General features: G+C 62.8%; 15 protein-coding genes. 4 read left to right on the plus strand and 11 right to left on the minus strand.

The window, feature by feature from the left end; all coding sequences use genetic code 11:
- Positions 1-458: 458 nt before the first annotated feature.
- Positions 459-2,279, minus strand: coding sequence for an ATP-dependent DNA ligase (locus QM649_RS09190; protein ID WP_415198735.1), 1,821 nt, complete (start codon positions 2,277-2,279; stop codon positions 459-461).
- 210 nt (positions 2,280-2,489) lie between these two features.
- On the opposite strand from QM649_RS09190, the gene prfA reads away from it, so the two are divergent.
- Both prfA and prmC read left to right on the plus strand, forming a co-directional pair.
- Positions 2,490-3,566: a peptide chain release factor 1 gene (gene prfA, locus QM649_RS09195; RefSeq protein WP_415198736.1), complete on the plus strand. Its 1,077-nt coding sequence runs from the start codon at positions 2,490-2,492 to the stop codon at positions 3,564-3,566.
- 266 nt (positions 3,567-3,832) lie between these two features.
- Complete coding sequence (gene prmC / locus QM649_RS09200; protein ID WP_415198737.1) at positions 3,833-4,711, plus strand: peptide chain release factor N(5)-glutamine methyltransferase; 879 nt, start codon at positions 3,833-3,835, stop codon at positions 4,709-4,711.
- 243 nt (positions 4,712-4,954) lie between these two features.
- Here the strand turns inward: prmC and rsmI are convergent, their stop codons facing one another.
- Both rsmI and QM649_RS09210 read right to left on the minus strand, forming a co-directional pair.
- Positions 4,955-5,851 carry a 16S rRNA (cytidine(1402)-2'-O)-methyltransferase gene (gene rsmI / locus QM649_RS09205; protein ID WP_415198738.1) on the minus strand — a complete coding sequence of 299 codons (897 nt, stop codon included), beginning with the start codon at positions 5,849-5,851 and terminating at the stop codon, positions 4,955-4,957.
- Positions 5,852-5,877: 26 nt separating this feature from the next.
- Complete coding sequence (locus QM649_RS09210; protein WP_415198739.1) at positions 5,878-6,975, minus strand: CBS domain-containing protein; 1,098 nt, start codon at positions 6,973-6,975, stop codon at positions 5,878-5,880.
- A 315-nt stretch (positions 6,976-7,290) separates the two neighbouring features.
- Here QM649_RS09210 and rsmD point away from each other — a divergent pair, with 315 nt between their 5' ends.
- Positions 7,291-7,899 (plus strand): 16S rRNA (guanine(966)-N(2))-methyltransferase RsmD, encoded by a 609-nt coding sequence (gene rsmD, locus QM649_RS09215; protein WP_415198740.1) that lies wholly within the window; start codon positions 7,291-7,293, stop codon positions 7,897-7,899.
- Here rsmD and QM649_RS09220 read toward each other — a convergent pair.
- Positions 7,876-8,466 (minus strand): hypothetical protein, encoded by a 591-nt coding sequence (locus QM649_RS09220; protein WP_415198741.1) that lies wholly within the window; start codon positions 8,464-8,466, stop codon positions 7,876-7,878. The two genes, rsmD and QM649_RS09220, sit on opposite strands and share 24 nt — an antisense overlap.
- Positions 8,467-8,704: 238 nt before the next feature.
- Entirely contained in the window at positions 8,705-9,853 is a 1,149-nt protein-coding gene (locus QM649_RS09225; protein WP_415198742.1) for a thiamine-phosphate kinase, read from the minus strand.
- A gap of 387 nt (positions 9,854-10,240) precedes the next feature.
- Between QM649_RS09225 and QM649_RS09230 the strand changes: the two genes are divergently transcribed.
- Positions 10,241-11,209 (plus strand): M23 family metallopeptidase, encoded by a 969-nt coding sequence (locus tag QM649_RS09230; protein WP_415198743.1) that lies wholly within the window; start codon positions 10,241-10,243, stop codon positions 11,207-11,209.
- 118 nt (positions 11,210-11,327) lie between these two features.
- Here the strand turns inward: QM649_RS09230 and QM649_RS09235 are convergent, their stop codons facing one another.
- The 6 genes from QM649_RS09235 to dnaA form a co-directional block, all read right to left on the minus strand.
- Positions 11,328-11,672, minus strand: coding sequence for a barstar family protein (locus QM649_RS09235; RefSeq protein WP_415198744.1), 345 nt, complete (start codon positions 11,670-11,672; stop codon positions 11,328-11,330).
- Positions 11,673-11,807: 135 nt separating this feature from the next.
- Positions 11,808-12,629 (minus strand): hypothetical protein, encoded by an 822-nt coding sequence (locus QM649_RS09240; protein WP_415198745.1) that lies wholly within the window; start codon positions 12,627-12,629, stop codon positions 11,808-11,810.
- 180 nt (positions 12,630-12,809) lie between these two features.
- The gene (locus QM649_RS09245) at positions 12,810-14,117 is read right to left on the minus strand and encodes a PQQ-dependent sugar dehydrogenase (protein WP_415198746.1); all 1,308 of its coding nucleotides are present in this window, start codon (positions 14,115-14,117) and stop codon (positions 12,810-12,812) included.
- A gap of 199 nt (positions 14,118-14,316) precedes the next feature.
- Positions 14,317-15,336 (minus strand): hypothetical protein, encoded by a 1,020-nt coding sequence (locus QM649_RS09250; protein WP_415198789.1) that lies wholly within the window; start codon positions 15,334-15,336, stop codon positions 14,317-14,319.
- Between the two features lie 119 nt (positions 15,337-15,455).
- On the minus strand, positions 15,456-18,917 hold the full coding sequence (locus tag QM649_RS09255; RefSeq protein ID WP_415198747.1) for a carboxypeptidase regulatory-like domain-containing protein: 3,462 nt from the start codon (positions 18,915-18,917) through the stop codon (positions 15,456-15,458).
- Between the two features lie 432 nt (positions 18,918-19,349).
- Positions 19,350-20,783, minus strand: coding sequence for a chromosomal replication initiator protein DnaA (dnaA, locus tag QM649_RS09260; RefSeq protein WP_415198748.1), 1,434 nt, complete (start codon positions 20,781-20,783; stop codon positions 19,350-19,352).
- Between the last annotated feature and the right edge of the window lie 46 nt (positions 20,784-20,829).

Below are 20,829 nucleotides of genomic sequence, written 5' to 3' on the forward strand. Positions count from 1 at the left end.
AGCATGTGAACGAAGACCGACCACGGACACGGCGGCCACGACCACAGCCACGATCACGACCACGACCACGACCACGATCACGATCATGAGCACAGCCACTAGCTTTCAGGGCTCAGGGCTCAGATAAAAGCACCTGTCATTCCGGCCGAAGCGAACAGAGTGAGCGAAGTGGAGGAACCTGCAGTTTTCTCGTTCAGCGAGGATGAGGGTGCCCCACCCAAGCTCCCGCTTGGGTGGGAAGGTACGAACCCCAATCCAAGATCTGCTGCCATTCCGACCGAAGCGAGCCAAAGGCGAGCGCAATAGTTCTTCGCTCGCTCTTCTGCGAAAACCGGAGCTCGTGCTTCCCCACTCAAGCCGCAACTGCGCGGCTTGAATGGGCCACCGTCGGACTTTTCCCAACAACACCGCAGGACCGCGACCAACGGAAGCGCCACGCGAAGCTGCCACCCGGACGGTCAGTCCACGGGCTTGTCTGGCTGGCCTTCGTAGATCTCTTCCACGCGCGCCAGCGTATCGATCTCCTCCACCGGCTTGTCGTCCCGGATGCGCAGAATCCGCGGAAAGCGCAGCGCAAAGCCGCTGTCATGCCGATCCGAGCGCATGACGTTGTTGAAGGCCACCTCCAGCACCTTCAGCGGCTCGACCGTCCGGAAGTAGCCATCGTCCTCGAGCGTGTGTGCCTTGAAGTACGCCGTCAGCTCGTCGATCTCCGCGTCCGTCAGCCCCGAGTAAGCCTTCCCGATATTGCGCAGCCGGTCGCCGTCGCGCACCGCAAAGGTGTAGTCGCTAAGCACCCCGGCCCGGCGTCCATGACCAAACTCCGCACCCGTCACCACCACGTCCAGCGTCGCCAGTTCCCTCTTTAACTTGAGCCACGCCAGGCCGCGCCGCCCCGGCTGATACACCGAGCGCAGCGACTTCAGCATCACGCCTTCGTTGCCCCGCGCCCGGGCCTCGGTGTAGGCGCGATCCAGATGCTCCGGGCTTTCGAGCCGCACCTGCGGCGCGACGATCAGCCGCGGAAATCCCAGGGCCGCCGCTGCAAACAAGTCCTGCTGTTCGAGCGTGAGAGCCTCGGCGGTGCCGGGTGCATGCTGCCGGACGAAATCCTCGAGACGCGCGCGGCGCTCATCCAGTGGCGACTCGAGCAGGAGCGTATCTCCCAGATACAGCGCGTCGAAGGCCATGAAGACCACCGGCGTCCGCTCCCGCATCTCGGCCGTCACACGCCTGCGACCGATGCGCTGCTGCAGCACGCTGAACGGCAGCGCCCGGCCGGCAGCCGCATCCCAGGCGAGAATCTCCCCGTCCAGAATCGCCCGCGCCGGCAGCCCCGCGAAAGCTTCTACTAGCTCGGGAAAGGCCTCGCCCATATCCTCGCGGCTGCGCGAGAAAAGCTCCACCCGCCCGGCCTGTTTCGGATCGCCGCAGTGCAGCTGCGCCCGGATGCCGTCGTACTTGTCTTCGAGCACACCGTGAATCGCAGGCGCGGCCACGACATCCGCCAACGCCTCGGCCGGGGTCTCGCCCTCGGCGACCAGTTCCTCGGTAAACCGCTCGACTGCCTCCTCGACGGACGCCACCGGGCTCGCCAGCATAAACCCCAGCGGGTGGAAGAGCCGCATCCGGGCATCTTCCAGCCTGCCCGTCACGGCCAGCCGGACCACCTCCGGCAGGTCGCCCAGCAGCATCCCCGCGCGCCGGACATTGGACACCTCGGCGCTCCACGCCGCAGCGATCGCCTCTTCCACCAGGCTCTGCTTCACCCCGGTGCGCATGTCTCCCAGCATCAGCTTCAGCAGGTAACGCGCCTCGATCGGCGTCGCCACCTCCAGCAGCGCGGTCACCTGCGGCAGCTTCGCACCGGGCCCGCGACCTGCCGCCATCCGGGCAAAATTCTCCTCCACGATCCCGAGCGTCAACCCGCCCGCCTCCGCCGTTGCCGCCTCGCGGCCGCGCCCGGCCAGCAGCTCCTCCGCCGCGTCGCCCAGGTCGCCATACCGCCGATACGCAGCAGACAACGCCGCAGGCGTCACCCCGGCCACTTTCTGCAGGGCCTTCGTCAGCAGCGAGCCTCCGATGTTCAGCTTGCGCCGGTCGGTCTCGGCAAAGGGAGTCCCGGCAGACCAGAGCGCCGCCCGCGCCGCATCTTCTACCGTCAATCCCTGCAAATAGGCCGCCAGCAGCGCCCGCTTTTCGAGCTTCTTCGTGGTCGCCGCCAGCGACCGGTTCACCTGCGCGAATTCGAGGAAGCTGCCCACTATCGTCCTTCCCATAGATGCCACCCGCGGAGCTCCCTGCTTCTTTTCTCGCCTGCCGGCATCCAAAACAGGGATAAACTATCCATGATGCAGCACCGCACCATTCCCGGCGTCCTCCTTTAGCGGCCCCCAGCCGACTTCGCCGATGTGTGCCTTCTTTTCGAAGAAGAACTCCCAAGAAAATTCAGATTCCGCGCCTGATCAGGCCATAAGAGAGACACTTCCATGTTTGAACGCCTGGAACAGATTGAGACCCGCTACGAAGACCTCGGCCGGCAGCTTGCCGAGCCGGAGATCATCTCCGACCAGCAGAAGTACCAGAAGATCGCCAAGCAGCACCGCGACCTCGAATCGCTGGTCGAGAAGTTCCGCGAATACCGCGAGGTGACCACCGGCATCGCTGACGCCAAGGTTATGGTGAATGAGGACGACGCCGACATCCGCGCCATGGCCGAAGAGGAGCTGGCCCAGCTCGAAGAGCGCCTGCCCGGCATCGAGGAAGAGCTCAAGATCCTCCTGCTGCCCAAGGATCCCAACGACGAGAAGAACGTGATCGTCGAAATCCGCGCCGGCACCGGCGGCGACGAAGCCTCGCTCTTCGCGGCCGAGATGTTCCGCATGTACGCCCGCTACGCCGAACAGCGCCGCTGGAAGGTCGACATCCTCTCCTCGTCCGAGTCCTCGGTCGGCGGCCTCAAGGAAATCACCGCCAGCTTCGAAGGCGACAAGGTCTATTCGCAGCTCAAGTACGAGAGCGGCGTGCACCGCGTGCAGCGCGTTCCTGCCACTGAGACCCAGGGCCGCGTCCACACCTCGGCCATCACTGTCGCCGTGCTGCCGGAAGCCGAGGAAGTCGATGTCAAGATCGAGCAGAAAGACCTCCGCATCGACACCTTCTGCTCGTCGGGTCCCGGCGGCCAGTCGGTGAACACCACCTACTCGGCCATCCGCATCACCCACCTGCCCACGAACACCGTCGTCAGCTGCCAGGACGAGAAGTCGCAGATCAAGAACCGTGAAAAAGCCATGCGCGTCCTCCGTACCCGCCTCTATGAGGTCGAGATGGAGCGCCAGCACGAGGCCATGGCCAAGGAGCGCAAGCAGCAGGTCGGTTCCGGCGATCGCAGCGAGAAGATCCGCACCTACAACTTCCCGCAGAACCGCCTCACCGACCACCGCATCGGCCTGACCATCCACCAGCTCGGCATCACCATGGAAGGCCACCTGCAGCCGGTCATCGACGCGACCATTTCGTACTTCAACGCCGAACGACTGAAGGCCGAAGCCGAAACCGCCGCCTAAGGACTCGCCCGGGACTGGCCGTCCAGGCGTCCGCGCCTTTGGCGCATGCTCTAGGGAGCGTCCTGTTGTGACACTCCCGCTGGTCGCGTGAGAAGAGCGACGGGTGCCCCACATCTCGTTCCGTTCGAGATGTGGGTTCTTCCAAGCGCAACGCATCGTAGCTCTCTCAATTAGCAAAGATGAGGGTGCCCCATCCAAGCTCCGCTTGGGTGGGAGAGAAGAACTCACCGGAGCGAACAATCCGGGATCCCATGTCTTGCAGGAACATGGGATCCTACAAACTCTCCATGCCGACCAGCGCCACAGCCCGATCCCTTCTCCAGCAGGCGGCCGCGCAGCTGCAACCATCCCCCACTGCCCAGCGCGATGCCGAACTCCTGCTGCTGCACACGTTAAGCAAAGACCGCGTCTGGCTGCTCATGCACCCCGATGCCGAAGTGAGCGCCGAAGCACAGGCCGCATTCGCCGAGAAGATCGCCCGCCGCGCCAGGCACGAGCCCATCCAATACGTGACCGGCGAACAGGAGCTCTACGGCCTCGCGTTCCGCGTCACCCCCGCCGTGCTGATCCCGCGCCCCGAGACGGAACACCTCGTCGAAGCCGCACTCGAGCGCATCCCCCAAAAGCAGAAAACTGCTCGCGAAGAGCACGAATCTCCAGCCCGAATTTTAGACATCGGTACAGGCTCCGGAGCCATTGCCGTGACCCTCGCGCACCAGCTGCCGCAGGCCGAAATCACAGCCGTCGACTTTTCGCCCGCAGCGCTCGAAATCGCAAAAGAGAACGCGGCGCGGCATGGAGTCCGCATTCGATTTCTCGAATCCGACCTGCTCGCCGCCGTCGCAGGCGAGCACTTCGACATGATCGTCTCGAACCCACCCTATGTGCCGTCTGTCGATGTCCTCGAGCCGCAGGTCCGCGACTATGAACCGTCGTCCGCCCTGTACGCGGGTGTAGACGGTCTCGACATCTACAAGCGCCTCATTCCGCAGGCCCATGCCGCGCTCCGCCGCGGGGGCTGGCTGCTGATGGAGATCGGCCACGGCCAGCGCGAAGCCCTCACCGCACTGCTCAGCGGCTGGGAGGATGTCAGCTTCCTCGACGACCTCCAGGGGATTCCGCGCGTGGCGCTGGCGCGCCGATAGAGTCGGCGGGAATCACTCGGACTCCAACAGGATTGTCATCCCGACCGAAGCGCAGCCCAAAGGGCGAAGCGCAGTGGAGAGACCTGCGGTCATATCAACAAGTGAGAATGAGTGTGCCCTGCCAAGCTCCGCTTGGTCGGGAGACTCGAATCGAATGACAAGCCTCCGGCGAGCAGGCTGATCGTCCCCCCACTCAAGCCAACTGCAGGCTTGAATGGGCCACCCGGAACTCTGAGGCTGACTCTACTTTTTGTTCCGCACGCGCTGCAGCTCGCGGTAAATCTCGCTCTTCGAGACGCCGCGTTCCTTCGCGATCTTCTTGAGCGCCGCCATCTCGTCGAGACCTTCGCTTGCCGCCAGCTCCCTGATGCGCTCCAGCAGCGATACCGGCGCAGCCGCCTCACCCGCAGCCGCGGGGCGCATCTCGACCAGCAGCACCATCTCGCCGCGCACGCGATCGCGCTCCTGCAGCTGTGCCGCTACCTCGGCCGCCGGACCGCGCAGGAACTCCTCATGCAGCTTGGTCAGCTCGCGAGCCAGCGCCACGCGGCACTCCGATCCGTAGACCACGGCAATATCGGCCAGCGTCTCGAGAATCCGGTGCGGCGCCTCGTATAGCACCACCGTCAGCGGAGCCGCATCTTCGGACAGAGACGCCCGCAGCGCCTCCAGCCGCGCCTGCCGCGCACCCTGCTTCGGCGGCAGAAAGCCCTCGAAGAGAAACCTCTCCGTGTCGAGTCCGGAGGCGATCAGCGCCGTCAGCGCGGCATTCGCGCCCGGCACCGGGATCACCGCCAGCCTGGCTTCGATCGCCGCCCGCGCCAGGTGCATGCCTGGGTCGGAGATCCCCGGCATGCCCGCGTCGGTGACGACGGCGATGCGCTCGCCCTTGCGAATGTCATCGATCAGCCCGGCCGCGCGTCCCGCCTCGTTGTGCTCGTGCACACTGGTGGTCTTCGTCTCGATGCCGAAGTGGTTCAGCAGCTTCTGCGTCTGCCGCGTGTCTTCGCACGCAATCCGGTCCACGGACCGCAGAATGCGCAGCGCGCGCAGCGTGATGTCCTCGAGATTGCCGATGGGCGTGGCGACGAGATAAAGCCCGGGCGCGAGCGGCGCCCCATCCTGCTCAGTAACTGCCATCAAAAAGTCTTCTTTGATAAAGATGTTTACGTTTCGCGCTCGAAGCGGCGATGTTCGGCCAGCAGACCCATGCTGCTGCTCAGGTTCTGCCACGTTACGATGCCCACGATGCGGCCGGACTGCGCGATGGGCACCAGCGACATGCGGCCACCCGCAATCCGCCGGATCATCAGGCCAAGCGAGTCCTCGGGCTCGGCGACCTGGAAGCTCCGCGACATCACCGATTGCACGTAGCCGTTGCCGTCCGTGCGCAGCGCGGAGAGAATCCCCTGCCGCGAGACCACGCCCACCAGGCTCGATCCTCGCACCACCGGGAACTCATCCTGCAGGGTGTGGATCGCCTTGAAGAGCGCGTCGGCCAGCGTGTCCGAGGGGGACATCGTCGAGAACTCGGTCAGCATCACGTCCTTCATGCGCACCGTTTCGACCACCGACTGGAACATCGTGCCCTGGTCTTCGAGCTGCGCGCCGATGAAGACGAAAAAACCACCCATGATCAGCCAGGGGCTGATGCCCGCGGCCGCGCCGGTGTTCGGCAGGGCCAGCAGCGCAAGCCCGGCGATCATCGTCAGCATGCCGAAGGCCTGTCCAATGCCGGAGGCCGCTTTCGTCGCCTGTGCCGTCCCGCGCGAGCCCGCCAGGATGCCACGCAGCACCCGGCCCGCATCCAGCGGATACGCCGGGAGCAGGTGCAGCAGCGCGAGTCCCGCGCTCAGCCACACCGCCGACCGCATCAGGTGCGAGGGCGTAATCAGGGGCCGCGCCAGCAGCGGCACAGCGGCCGAGGCGCCGGCAATCAACGCAGCCACCATCCCCGCAAACAGCAGGCTGGCGACAGGTCCGACCAGCGCCAGTTGCAGCTGCACGCCGGGCTCCTGCGCGCGCTCCGCGCTTTCAGGGTTGGTGTAGGAAAAGAGTCCGCCGATAGGCAGCAGCAGCACCGAGCGCAGCTGCAGGCCGTGGTAGGCCGCCAGCATCAGCCGCGCGATCTCACGCACCAACACGGCAAAGAAAAGCGTCGACCAGAGCAGGAAGCCGCGCCATCCCGAAACGCCGGCCACGCCCGTCGAAAGCAGGCAGAAACCGAGCAGCAGCAGGAAGAAGGTATGGATGCGGAGGTCCACGCCAAACCATCGACCCAGGGGAAATGACCATCCACGCATGATTCTTGCCAGCCTCGCTGCCCGCATGGAGCCGGGCTGCCACCTATTGTAGAGGACTGCTCCGCGCAGGGCGGGGTCTCGCCGTCCAGGCCTTCCGCCTTCGGCACGTGCTCCCGCCGGTCGCGGTGACTGGCCGTCACAGGCCATCGCTTCGCGTGGCGCTCCCGCTGGTCGCGCAGAAGATCCTGCGGCTTGAGTGGGGAAGCATAGCAGCCAATGAGCGCTCCGCCCTTGAATACCTCTACACCCTTTCCGCCAATTAGGATCAAAGACGAAATGCGCATCATTGCAGGAACCTACCGCTCGCGCCCGCTGACCGCACCGCGCGGCATGGACACACGGCCCACCAGCGACCGCCTCCGCGAAACGCTCTTCAACGTGCTCGCGCCGCGCATCGAGGGCGCAATCTTCGTCGATCTCTACGCGGGCTCAGGCGCGGTCGGCATCGAGGCTCTCAGCCGGGGCGCGGCGCAGACCGTCTTCGTGGAACAGGCTCCGCCCGCGGTGCAGGCCATTCGCAAGAACCTGTCGACTCTCGGCATCTCCGGCGGCTTCACCCTCGAAACCCGCAGCGTCGCAGCTACGCTGAAGCGTCTCACCGAATCAGGCAGGCAGGCGGACATCGTCTTCGCCGACATCATTTTCTTAGACCCGCCCTACGCCGACCGCGACGAGTACGAACGCACGCTGGCCTTGCTGGGCGGCGCATGCGCCGGGCTGCTTGCGGCTGAGGCCATCGTCATCGCCGAGCATGAGAAGAAACACACGCTCGCCGAGAGTTATGGACAGCTGCAAAAGCACCGCGTGCTCCAGCAGGGCGACGCCGCGCTGAGCTTCTTTCGGATCGAGAGGCCGGAGGTCTCAGACCCGCATCCCGGTGCGTAGATCGAGCGCGAAGGGCACCTCGGCGTCCGCCATCATGTCCCATCCAAAGCCGTGGAGCACCCCACCCTCAACGTGATCGAGGCGGATGCCTTCAGCCGAGACGCGCGCGCTCTGCCAGGCCTCGCCCTCCTTGCCCCAGGCGGTGAGGGTATGATGCCCGGCAAAGAGCAGCAGCTCCTGCGTGGGCAAAGCATGCACCTCGAGCACAGGCCGGATCGCCAACTGGGCAAAGCGCTCTGGGGCGGCCGTATCGATAACGTACGCATAGCCACCCGAGACGGCGCAGAGCCAACCGGGATCGGGGCAACTCCACAGGCCGGAGGGCACCGCAGGGTCGTCGTAGCCGAGCGCGAAGGTCGCCAGAAAGGGCCGTCCCACCGCCGGACGGACGGTCAGATGTAGAGCTCCGTAGCCCGCCTCCTCGGGCTCGAGGTCCATGGCCCGCGACGGATAGACATAGCGCCGGGCCGGGAGAATCTGCGGCCACTGCTCGAGGATCTCGGCGGTCCAGTCGTGTGGGAAGGTGAGGTCGAGGGTGGGCTGTTGTTCCTGCTCTTGGTTCGTCATGGGCGCCTGATGTTCATTATCCTGCGCCCGTATCACGCATAGCACGCGGCAGAACGCTCCCCATATACATTGTCATTCCGACCGAAGCGAGACGGTTTCATCGTCTCGCGCAGTGGAGGAACCTGCGGTTCTTCTTTATACGAGCAACGTCTTTTCACCGCAGGCGAAACCGCAGGTTCCTCCACCGCACTCCCTTCATTCGCTCCGGTCGGAACAATAGAGGACGAAAAGGGCAAACCTAACGCCGAAAATGCTCCCACCCGCCCGAAGCCAGAGGCGTGCGCTGGCCGTTCGCCTCGCGCAGCACGACCGGCGGCTGGCTGCGGCGCGGCTTCACGATCTCACCGATAGCCTGCACCGGCACGCCCGCGACTGTGCGCGGAATCTTCGTCGCGCGAGGCGCGGTGAAGAGCAGCTCGTAGTCCTCGCCGCCATTCAGAGCAAGGCTCAGGGCGGAGAGAGCCCATCCCTCGCGCTCGGCCTCGCGGGCCAGTGCGTGGATCGGGATCGCTGCGGCGTCCAGCTCGGCGGCCACGCCGGATTCAGCGCAGATGTGGGCTAGGTCGGTCGAGATGCCATCGCTCAGGTCGATGCCCGCATGCAGCCGCCGCCCGGCGAGCAATCGCCGCGCGACCGCCAGCCGTGGCTGCGGATAGAGATGCGGATGGCCATCCGTCGCCTGCCGCAACGCGGCGTACTCCCGCGGCGCGCGCTCTAGTGCGAGCAGCTCCGCGGCCGAGCCGCCCAGCGCGCCGGTGACATAGATAACGTCCCCAGGCTGCGCCGCCGAGCGCAGCAGAGCCTTCCGGCGAGGCACGGCGCCGACCAGCGTGATGTCGGCGACCACGAGGCCCATTTGGCCAGCGAGGGACGGCGCCTGCGCGGTGTCGCCTCCGGCGAGCGGCACGCCCTCCTGCGCGGCAAGGGCGAGGAGCCCGGCAAGAAACCTGCCTGACCAGGATTCAAGCAGGAGGGATGAACCCACGCGAGGGGCTTTCTGCCCCCCGGCTTCTGAAGAACTTGGCACTGTCAGCTCTGGCGGCAGGGCGATCGAGAGAAACGCCCCCAGAGGCTTCGCGCCCATCGCGGCCAGGTCGCTAAGGCCGCGCGCCAGGCAGCGGTGGCCGACCGATTCCGCCGGATGCCAGTCGCGGCGGAAATGCCGGTTCTCGAGCGAGAAATCGGTCGTCACCACGACATCGTGCCCCACGGGCGGACGCAGGATGGCGCAGTCGTCGCCAATCCCCAGCCGCAGCCCGGCATAGCGGCCCCGGCCCGCGCTCACCTGAGCGCGAAGACCCGCAATGAAGTCGCGTTCGCCGCCGGGAACCGGACGGGAAACGATCGAGGAGGAAGACGCGGATCGGGCTTTGCGCGGAGCAACCATGGCAGACAGTCTTTTAGGGTAGCGCAGGCGCGGAAGTCAGGCTGAAGGGCGGAAGCCAGGCTGGGAGAGACGATCTAAACTCGGGGCAATAAATTCACACATGCATATGCGGATTGGCACATCGGATATGCCCACAGCGAAAAGCTGCTGAAAACGAACGCTTTACAGGCAGACCACGGGTATCCGCTCCGGTTACAGAAACGCGATTCGAGCAAAATGCGTGGTTGACCCGGCCAAAGCGGGGCTGTTAGCGTCGAAATTGAGTCAGGAAATCAGACGCGCCCCCGCGTCCCGAGGACCGGGCATGGCCGTCTCTTACTTAGAGACTTCCTCTCGAATGGAAGTTTCCTGTACGTGACGTAAATTTTCTTTTTTGCGAGAAGCGGATTGCGCAGGCGTTACTACATCATCTTTGTCGCGGCCGAGGAGAACGGCAAGCTTCGCAAGATCCCGGTGCCTCTCCACTACGCGTACGTCTTCGCGGCCGCTGCGGTTATCGGTCTCTTCACCATTACCGGCATGGCGGGTTCCTACTCGCGCATGCTGGTGAAGACGGCAAGCTTCAACCAGATCCGCTCGCAGCAGGAAGCCCTGCGCAAGAACTACCAGCAGCTCGAAGAGGTTGCCAAGGAGAAGGAAGTCCAGGCAGCCTCACTCGGCGCGCTCGCCAGTGAAGTCAGCGCCATGTACGGCCTGAAGCAGAGCAAGCTCTCGCACTCCGCGGCCGCAGCCTCGAACGCGCCAACCGTCGTCGACAACCCGGACAACTTCACCGACGCGAACTACTCCGCCAGCCTCGACGAGCTGAGCTCGCTGCGCACCACGGCCCTCTCCGGCCGCCTGTCGCGCGCCTTTGAGATCGGCCTCTCTCCGAACGCTCCGGATGCCGATGGCGGCAGCTGGATCAACATGGCCGATGCGCCATCGCTCTGGCCGGTCATGGGCCCCATTACCAGCTCCTTCGGCGAACGCACCGATCCGTTCAACGGCGAGGGCGCCTTCCACAAGGGCATCGACATCTCGGCTCATTACGGAGACCCGGTCCGCGCTACCGCCGACGGCGTTGTCGTCACGGCGGGCATGGGGAACGGCTACGGACGCGAAATCCTGGTCGACCACGGCAGCGGCATCGCCACGCTCTACGGACATCTCTCCGGTTTTGCCTGCACGCCGGGCGAGCAGGTGAAGGTCGGCCAGATCATCGGCTATGTGGGCACCAGCGGCCGCAGCACCGGTCCGCACCTCCACTACGAGGTCCACATCCGCAACACGCCGGTGAATCCGCACAAATACCTGCGCGAGACCATGGAGCAGCTGGCCAGCGCGCAAACCGGCTCCTCACTCATCGGGAATTGACCGTTCCGGTAATCGCCTTCGGCACCCGCTCCTGTTAGTCGCGAGCAAACAGTTCTATTCACAATACAAAGGCCGCCCGGTAGGGCGGCCTTGTTGCTTTGGCTATCCCAAAGGCTATTTAACTCTGACGCCTGAAACTGAGTGCTAGCACAGCAGACTCACCCACTTCCAGCTTCCTCCAATTCACGAAAGCGGCGCAATCGATCAGTGCGTCATAGATTTCGGGACATCTCTCCCGAAACCCCGTGACATTCTCAAGTTGAAGGGTCAGAACCGAACCGGACGCGCAGTGAATCGTACTCATTTCATCCTCTGAGCTATCCAGTGAGGTCATGCAGTCGATCCACGCATCCATGTTTCTGCCATAGAAGCCGGGAAACCCGAAAGCCCCCGCGAAGCAGTCGTGGAATGAACCCCAGTCGGCGATACTGGCGCAGTCGATTACAACACTAGAGACGATCACGGTTACATCCTTGCCACACCTTGATACAGAACGCAGAAACGACGGAGGCCGCCCTCACGGACAGCCTCTCCTTTGTCTATTGTCTATGGATACTACCCTTGACTCACGGCAAGCCCTGAAGAGTAGAACCGCTTCTTATTGCGGTTTGAGAGGAAGCGTTTGGACCTTCAACTTTACAAACTTAACCACTTTGCAATCGCGCAGTGAATAGTGCCAGGTTTCACCAGTAGCGGACTTGACGGTAACCCCCGTCGGCAGCTGGAAACCCTCTATGTCCGCATAGGAATAGTCAAACTCTGCGTCATGTCCCATGCTCGCAGTATCTGAGGTCTGCATGGAACCGAGAAGAAAACCCTCCGGGCCATTCGTGAACGAGGTGTTGAATCGCAACGGTTGGGGCTGCTGGCTCACGCCGTTTGTCATACGCAGGTCATCAGATAAAAGAAGCTTCGCGGCGACGCCCGGTCCACTCATCGCTAACTCATATCCAGAATCGAGCTTGGTGAAGCTATAGTGCGTTGGTCCGGATGGCAGCAGAAGGTCTGCCGCCGAAGGCACCCATGCATTCAAACCCGCCGTAACGATCCCAGTAAACGAACCCTCGAGATCCTGGCCGTGTGCAACTCCAGACAGATCTGGGTATCCGGGGAGCGTAGTCAATGCAGCATGGGAGTAATCAACCGAAACACGATGCTTAACCTTCTGGAGAGCGTCTATCGACGGGACAAGAGGCTCAGGAACCTTACCTACAACGTCGATGACGTGTTGTTTCCAATCAAACTCCACTGAGCAGTTAAACGATGCCAAGTTCCGCTTAAATGGAGTGTCGTAATCATGGCGAATCTTCGCAAGCAGTGCCACATCGGCAACCGATGCCGAATTGGCCGGTTGGCCTTGCGCGAATGCTGAACTTACTCCCAAAAGGAGACCTGGCAACAACGCCAACTGCTTAAACATGCCGAGAGGATAACAGCATACGAGAGAACGGCCGCCCTTCTAGGCGGCCATTTGTGTATACGAGGATCGTTCTCTCCCCTTCTCTCCCCAAGCCAGCTGAAGTCTCGCATGGCCACCGTGCAATCCTGCAAGCCCACATCTCGAATGGCATGAGCTGTGGGCCACCTAGGACGCTTGCTGCTACTTCGTGTGTTCGACGTGCCAGATCGATCCCGAGCCATCATCGGTCACGAAGAGCGAGCCGTCATCGGCAAACGCCACGCCTACCGGACGGCCCCAGACGTGTCCGTCGTCGGTCGTGAAGCCGGTGAGGAAGTCCTGGTACTCGCCGGTGGCCTTGCCATCCTTCATTGGCACGCGGATCACCTCGTATCCCGCGCGCTGAGCCTTATTCCAGGAGCCATGTTCGGCAGCGAAGGCATCCCCCTTCCACTCAGCCGGAAACTGCGAGCTGTCGTCGAAGACCATCTCGAGTGAGGCGAAGTGCGGCTGCAGCAGCACGTCCGGCGTAAGGACCTTGTCCTTCAGCTCGGGGTGCTTGCCATCATGGCGCGGATCCTGATTACCGCCCATGTAGTACCAGGGCCACCCATAGAAGCCACCCTCCTCGACATGCGTGATGTAGTCGGGCACAAGGTTGTCACCGAGCATGTCGCGCTCATTGGTCGAGCACCATAGCTGGCCGGTGATCTGGTTCACTGCCTCACCCACGCAGTTGCGGATGCCGGAGGCATAGATCTTGGTGAATTTGCCGGACGGGGTGAACTCAAGAACATCGGCACGGTGGAATTCTTCCGGATGCGTGTCTGAATCATCGACATTGGAGTGCGATCCGACCGAGACGAGCATCTTCTTGCCGTCCTTCGAGAAGGCGATGTCGCGCGTCCAGTGGCCGCCGCCGCGAAGCTTGCCGCCGCCAGGCAGCTCGGCAAGTTGCTGGGAAGGCCCGCTGGCCTTGAGGTCGCCGCTCTTGTAGGGGAAGCGGATGACGCCGTCCGTGTTGCCGATGTAGACCCACTTGGGATGAGCGGCAGGATAGAAAGCGATACCAAAAGGCAGGTTCAGATTGTCGGCAAAGGTCGATACTTCTTTCGGCTTGCCATCTGGGCCAACGCCGCGGAAGACCATCACCTTGTTCTCATAGCTGAGAGCGACGAAGAGATCGCCGTTCGGAGCCTTGCGGATGAGGCGCGGCTGGTTCAGCCCGGTGTAATAGAGGCTGACCTTGAAGCCATCGGGCGCGATGGGCATGGCGCCGTCCGGCCGCTGGACCATCGGAGCGCCGTTATCAACACCCTGCGTGGCATACGGCTTGGGGAGATCGGCGACGGTCAGCTTGCGGGTGACACCGGGCTTTTCCTTCTGATAGTTCGTGAAGGCATCCTGTCCGGTAAGAACCTGGCTGGAATCCTGGGCGAGAGCGGCGCAGCAGAAAAGGCCACAGACAGCGGGGGCAAGGGCGAGACGGAGCATGCGAGTGCTCGACATTCGTTCCTCCTGAAGCGGTGAGCAGAACGGTGAAAGGGTCAGCGAGCAAGACGGAAATGCACGATGTGGATCAGCAAGAGCCGGGACGTACTCAAAAAGCCGGGAGGCACAATCGTGGTTGCGTTTCCCCGGCAAGAAGTGTACCCGTTTGAGCGCTCATTCGTCTTGCAGCGCCCTCCCCCCATCCGGCCCACCGCGATCAACGGGCGCCGGAGGACTTTCCAAAGCCGGCCGGTGCGGCGACCAGCCGCTGCAGCAGGTCGTCCGGAACTGCCGCGGTCAGCACCGCCCGGTTATGGTGCTGGTCGACATGCGCGCTGTCCAGCAGGGCTTTCGTATCGCCGGCAATCGCCGCCTCCGACGGATCGGATGCCGTGCCGGGATTGTCGGCGACGGTGCGGGCAAGGCTCAGCAGCGACCCGATGGAGTCGACCGCAGCCTTGGCGTCGGCATCGCTCGAGGCGATCTCCTCCACCCGCAGCCGCGTCTTGCCGGCCCAGCTCAGCGAGGCGACAAAGGTCGCGTCCTGGGGGAGCGGCAGAGACAGCCCCATGACGTTGACGCGGCCATCGCTGTCCCCCAGCGGCAGGCCGATCTGCCCGATGCCCCAGGCGAGCGAGAGCAGCGGGACGTCGACGTAATGCCGGGCCAGCAGCGTGGAGCCGGTGAAGGGCAGCGCCGCCGTGCGATAGCGATCGAGGATCGAGTGGATCTGTTCAGCCGAGGGCGTGTTGCTGACCGCGATCATGTCATAGCCGAGCAGCGCGACGCGCACCGTCCGGCCCTCGTTGGTGATGTTGTAGATATCGTGGCCGGCGTACTCTTCGGTCGAAGCGGCCTGCGACTGAAGCCAGGAACTCACGCGACGTCCGTCGAAGTGGCCGACGAAGACCTCGGAGAAGGCGACCGGTCCGTTCGGGCCCTTCGGATTCGCCATGCGGTGCAGCGAGAAGGCGGCCTCGTCGAGATCGCGCTCAGGCTGAATGCCGGTCGCATCGATGAACTTCTGGTAGTCGGCATCGTGCTGCACGGGATGCCGGTCAAAGCGCGTGGCCGTGCGCAGCGGGCGCAGATCGATGTAAATGATGCCGTCGGACTCAGGCAGCAGGCGTGCAGCCTCAGGCGGCGCCTTTTTGCGGAGATACAGCGCGGCGACGGCGAGCAGCAGGAAGACAGCGACGATCGAGAGCGTGACAGTAAGCCGGTTGCGGCGACGCATAGACAAGAGAAGTGTATCGCTTTACGGTTTCGAGCTTCTTATGCAGATAACGGAGGCCGTAAACAGCAAGGGCCACATCTTTCGATGCGGCCCTCCTGCTGTTTGTCTGCTCTTCGTCCTTAGAAGGACACCTTCGCCGAGAAGGTGACTTCACGCGGATTCGACGGGGTCACCTTCGGATTGCCGAAGCCCGAATAGGCCGCGTTGAAACCGGCATCGTCCAGGTAAGGATCGATGCTCTCGTAGTTGGCGTGGTTGAAGAGGTTGGAGAAGTTGGCGCGGACCAGGGCGTTCATCTTGGTGTTCAGCTTGAAGTTCTTGGTCACGGTGAGATCTGCGGTGTTGGTCCAGAAGTCGCGGGCATCGTTGCGGGCGACATTGCCCCACGGCGAGTTGAAGGCCTTCTGGGCGTAGGTGCTGTTCATGATGTAGCGAACATCGGAGGCCGAAACCGTCTTCACGGTCGAGTCCGCTGTCTTGTTCGCGTTGTTCCAACTGATCAGCGTAGTGGGCGCAGCCGAGCAGGAAGCCGGGTTCGATACGCCATCGTTCGTGTAGTAGGCGCAGACGTCACCGGCGTAGGCGCCGACCTGCGTCACCGGAGCCTTGCGGCTGCCGAGGAAGGGACGGAGGTTATCCGGACCCGCGCCATAGGCACCGTTGAAGCTGTAGTCGGAAACACCCGAGTCGCTGCCGTAGTAGTCGAAGCCGTACTGGATCGGCGTGTAGGGCTGGCCGGAGGCGATGAAGTACGTTCCGGAGACGCCCCATCCACCGAGAAGGTGACCCTCAAGGCCATGCTGCTCCTTGAAGAAGGGAACCTGTTCGACGAAGTTGAGGGTGAGGTTCTGCGGGAAGTCCAGACCCGAGAGACCGTGCTCAGCGCTCTTGTAGTTCAGCGGGTCCTGCGCGATGGCCGAAGTGACACCGGCGCCACCGCCGCTGTAGACCTCGCTGACGTTGTCCGTGGTCTTGCTCCACGTGTACGCAGCAGAGAACGTGAGCTGGTGGAAGAGGTCATTGGCGCGCAGTTCGGCCTGGAGCGCGTGGTAATCCGAGTAGCCGGTGTTGGTGCGCTGACGGATGATCGCGCTGGTGCCGTCCTCACGGCCGTTCACCGCGGAGACAGTGACTCCCGAAGGAATGGCATTCGGGAAAGCTGCCTGCAGGCCAGCCAGATAGGGGTTCGCGTTGATGGTCTGGAAGAGATCGCCGCCGTGGTTACCCACGTAGCGCACCTCGGCCACCAGGTTATGCGAAATCTCGCGCTGGATACCGAGCGACCACGCCGAGACGTAATCCGCGCGGAAGTTCTTCGACTCGTTGATCTGCGTGTAGTCGCGGGGATCGGCAATGCCCTTGGTCAGGTACGAGGACAGAGCCGAGCGGACATTGGGACCGGTCGGATTCGCAGGCAGAACGCCATCCACATCCGATGCCGACGTAAGGGTCTGCGAGAGAACCTGCGGCGCCGAATCGGCCGTGTTGAGGTAGATGTTGTAGAACGGCGGATCGTACGACAGGCGATAGCCGCCACGCAGCACCGTCTTGTGCGTGGTGCCGAGGAAGTCCGGGGTCCAGGCGAAGCCGACGCTGGGACCGAACATGTGATTGTCGGCAGGCAGCTTGGCCGCCGTCGTCACCGATAGGGGCAGATTCGGATCCCACAGAGGATCGGAGCTTTCCTGCGATTCGGTATCGAGCTTGTTGAACAGGTTACCGGGCTGGCCGTAGGTGCTCCAGGTCAGACCCAGGTTCACAGTCAGGTTCGGCTTGATCTGCCAGTCATCACCGGCATAGAGGAAGGTGTCGTACTCGCGGAAGTCGAGCGTAGTGTTGCCGTCGACAATGTTAATTTCCGAGGGCGTGCTCGCAAGGTACGAAGACCAGTTGGAGAACTCGAACTCACCGTTGACCAGCGGCAGGAAGGTGTTGGGCGAGCGCTGGTAAGTCCAGTTCACACCGGCCTTGAGGTGGTGCTTGCCGAGCTGGTAGTTGAAGTTGTCCTGGAGCTGCCAGGTGTTCACGATACGGCCCTGGGGCAGATTGTCTGCCGGACCGTAGCCAAGACTGGCTGCGCCCGCCGTGTTGCTGATCGTGACATACGTCACGCCCTGGGTGATGTTGGCCGTGGTCGGATCGGAGTTATTGCTGCTTCCGCCGAACTGCGTGTTCTCACGGCCGAAATTGACGGAGAACTCGTTGACGATGTTCTGCGTGATGGCGCGCGTCCAGCCCAGCTTGACGGCCTGGGAGAGCGAAGGCTCGTTGTAGAACCAGCCGCCTGCACCATTGTCGCCAAGATCGAACCAGTTGCTGCGCGACAGGATGTAACGCGCAACGATGGTGTCCTTGCCGTTCGAGTAGTCGGCGCGGGGCAGCCAGTTGAAGATGTGCTGGCGCTCGGGAACGCTGCGCTGCACGTAGCTGTATTCGATCGGGCAACTGGTGCCGGAGATAGTCGACTCGATCGGGGTTCCGTATTCCGTCGGGTTACCGGTAGTGAAGCTGTAGGGGCCGTATGTCTGGAGAGCAGCAAGCGAATTCGCGTTCACAGCGCCGCAGGCAGCTGCCTCGGTAAGACCGGTCTGGGTCGGCGAGATGCCGCTCGAGGTATAGACCGCGGACTCGTGGAACTGCTCCTGGTCGAAGCCATTGAAGAAGAACAGGCGGTCCTTCACGATCGGGAAGCCGATCGTAAAGCCACCGAACTCCGTGTTCGAACGCGGCAGATCGGTCAGACCTTCATAGCTCTTCTGATACGGAGTCAGCGTCTCGAGGTCGTTGTTCGTCCAGTTGCCATAGATGCTGCCGTGAATGTTGTTCGTACCCGACTTGGTGACGACGTTGATGACCGAACCACCGTTGCGGCCATACTCAGGACCGAAGTTGTTGGTGATGATCTGGTATTCGCTGGCGAACTCAGCGTCGCTCACACCCAGAGCCGGTCCGGTGACCGAGTTGTCGTTGTTGTTCTGGCCATCGATCTGCTGATCGTTGTTACGGCCACGGCTGCCGTTCGAAGCGACCGCGGCGCCATTCGTATCGCCGTAATCCAGATCGCGGCTGGCGTTGACGCCCGGCACGAGCAGCGCCAGGTTATCCAGACCCTGGTTCTCGTTCACGTTCGCGAACGACGCAATCGTCTCAGCGGAGAAGTCGTTCGTGATCTGCGCCTGCGTGGTCTCGATCAGCGGCGTGGTGGAGCCGGAGACCTGGACGGTGGACTCGGCGGAAACACCCAGGGTCACCGAGCCGAGGCCCGTGTCCTGCGAGGTGGTGACAACGACGTTGTCCAGCTTCTTGTTGCCGAAGCCCGCGCTGGCGATCTCGATCCGGTAGGTGCCGGGAGGCAGCAGGTTGAAGCGGAAACCGCCCGTGGACTTATCTTCGGTCGCCTGATAAACGACACCTGTCTGCGTGTTCGTCGCCTTCACTGCGGCATCGCCGATCGCGGCGCCGGAGCCGTCAATGACGGTTCCGGAGATCGAACCCTTGGTCACCTGTGCGAATGTTGCCAATGGCGTAAATGCCAACAGCAGCAACATGAGTAAACGGTTGAGCGTCACAACTGCTTTCAAATGAGGTCTCCCTTAAATACAAAGCAAAAGGCCTGCACCTCGTGACGGGTGCGAAGCCGGCTGAATGGACCGTGCATATGCAAAAAATCCGCTCCAGGAAGCTGGCAGCGGACTTGATAGGGCTATATCGATGCAGATCGCTTATCGATCAGCCTGCGCCAAAACCCGCCGCCAGATACACGACACCTTCCGACAACATGGGTTTTTACGCATGGGTTGCATGGATTTAACAGTAACAGAGGTGTAACGTTGCGTCTATTGCCAAGACAAATACAAGCGCTTCCAATTACAGCAAGCATGCACGCGCAGTAACGGGAACGCTTACGGCACGTGCATGTCATCCATCTTTCGGTTGAGACCGGCATGGATGGCTCTGAAAACAGCGACGGGCCCCGGCTCGATGGCCAGGACCCGTAGAGCGGTCGCTCGAGACTAGCTGTTCAGCGTCTCGTTTAACTTGTTCAGCGTGCTGTTGAGGCTCTTGTCGGCGCGGCGCTGCTCGTCGATCTTGGCGATCGAGTGCATGACCGTGGTGTGGTGCTTGCCACCGAACTGGCGTCCGATCTCCGGCAGCGAAGCCTCGGTCATCTGCTTCGCGAGATACATGGCGATCTGGCGAGGCACGACGACGGCGCGCGAGTTGTTCTTCTGCTTGAGCTCGGCGACGCGCATGCCGAACTGCTCGGCGACCGCACGCTGGATCGCCTCGATGGTGATCTTGCGGACCTGCGTATCGATGAACTGCTTGAGGCACTGCTGCGCGGTGGGCAGCGTGAGCTCGACACCGTTCAGGCTCGACCAGGCGAAGAGGCGCGTCAGCGCGCCTTCGAGCTCGCGCACGTTGGTGCGGACATTCGAGGCGATGAAGAGCGCGACGTCGGTCGGAAGCGCGACGTGCTCGCTCTCGGCCTTCTTCTGCAGGATGGCGACCTTGGTCTCGAGATCCGGCGGCTGAATGTCGGCGATCAGGCCCCACTCGAAGCGCGAGCGCAGGCGGTCTTCGATCTCGGGCAGCTCCTTGGGAGGACGGTCCGAGGCGATGACGATCTGCTTCATGTTCTCATGCAGCGCGTTGAAGGTATGGAAGAACTCTTCCTGCGTGCGCTCTTTCTGCGAGAGGAACTGGATGTCATCGATGAGCAGCAGGTCCACGGAGCGGAACTTGTCGCGGAAGCTGGTCATCTTGTCATAGCGCAGCGAGTTGATCATCTCGTTGGTGAACTTCTCCACCGAGACGTAGCAGATGGACGCGTTGGGCACGCGCTGCTTCACCTCATGACCGATGGCCTGCATGAGGTGCGTCTTGCCCATGCCAGTGCCGCCATAGAGGAAGAGCGGGTTGTAGGCCTTCGAGGGACGCTCGGCCACGGCTTCGGCCGCGGCGCGCGCGAACTGGTTGCCGGAGCCGATGACGAAGGCGTCGAAGGTGTAGCGCGGATTGAGCTGCGCGGCCGAGGACCAGTCGAAGCGGCCCTGCTGCGGCGCGGCCGGCGCGTTGTTACGCGCGTAACCATTGCCGCGGTTGTTCGCGGGCGCATTCGGCGTATGCGTGGACTGCGGCGGAAAACCGCCGTCCTCGCGAGGCTGCGCCAGCGTGGGGTCTTCTTCCGGAGTGACGAACTTTACATCGTCGAATTCCAGTTGCAGTGCGTCGATGGCTTCCTGGATCAGGTCGCCGTAGTGATCGCCGACATGCTGAAACTCGGGCGTGGGAATCCGCACGAACAGCAGCCGTTCTTTGGCATGGCTGAAGCGCGTCGGCTTGAGCCAGGTGTCAAAGGACTGGCGATTGATCTTCTTTTCGAGCGCACCGAGAATCCGAACCCACGGATTCAACACGGCGGCGGGAGTAGCAACAAAAGACATTCAGGTTCCTTGCTTGAACGCTCGCGGGAATACCGGCATCGTTAGC

Origin of the sequence: Silvibacterium sp. (assembly GCF_047605705.1) — a bacterium.
Lineage (GTDB): Bacteria > Acidobacteriota > Terriglobia > Terriglobales > Acidobacteriaceae > Silvibacterium.

What these genes read in the sequence shown, in the direction of transcription:
- QM649_RS09190 (WP_415198735.1), bottom strand. Translation starts at nt 2,279, where the DNA reads ATGGGAAGGACGATAGTGGGCAGCTTCCTCGAATTCGCGCAGGTGAAC.
- prfA (WP_415198736.1), top strand. Translation starts at nt 2,490, where the DNA reads ATGTTTGAACGCCTGGAACAGATTGAGACCCGCTACGAAGACCTCGGC.
- prmC (WP_415198737.1), top strand. Translation starts at nt 3,833, where the DNA reads ATGGGATCCTACAAACTCTCCATGCCGACCAGCGCCACAGCCCGATCC.
- rsmI (WP_415198738.1), bottom strand. Translation starts at nt 5,851, where the DNA reads ATGGCAGTTACTGAGCAGGATGGGGCGCCGCTCGCGCCCGGGCTTTAT.
- rsmD (WP_415198740.1), top strand. Translation starts at nt 7,291, where the DNA reads ATGCGCATCATTGCAGGAACCTACCGCTCGCGCCCGCTGACCGCACCG.
- QM649_RS09220 (WP_415198741.1), bottom strand. Translation starts at nt 8,466, where the DNA reads ATGACGAACCAAGAGCAGGAACAACAGCCCACCCTCGACCTCACCTTC.
- QM649_RS09225 (WP_415198742.1), bottom strand. Translation starts at nt 9,853, where the DNA reads ATGGTTGCTCCGCGCAAAGCCCGATCCGCGTCTTCCTCCTCGATCGTT.
- QM649_RS09240 (WP_415198745.1), bottom strand. Translation starts at nt 12,629, where the DNA reads ATGTTTAAGCAGTTGGCGTTGTTGCCAGGTCTCCTTTTGGGAGTAAGT.
- QM649_RS09245 (WP_415198746.1), bottom strand. Translation starts at nt 14,117, where the DNA reads ATGTCGAGCACTCGCATGCTCCGTCTCGCCCTTGCCCCCGCTGTCTGT.
- QM649_RS09250 (WP_415198789.1), bottom strand. Translation starts at nt 15,336, where the DNA reads ATGCGTCGCCGCAACCGGCTTACTGTCACGCTCTCGATCGTCGCTGTC.
- dnaA (WP_415198748.1), bottom strand. Translation starts at nt 20,783, where the DNA reads ATGTCTTTTGTTGCTACTCCCGCCGCCGTGTTGAATCCGTGGGTTCGG.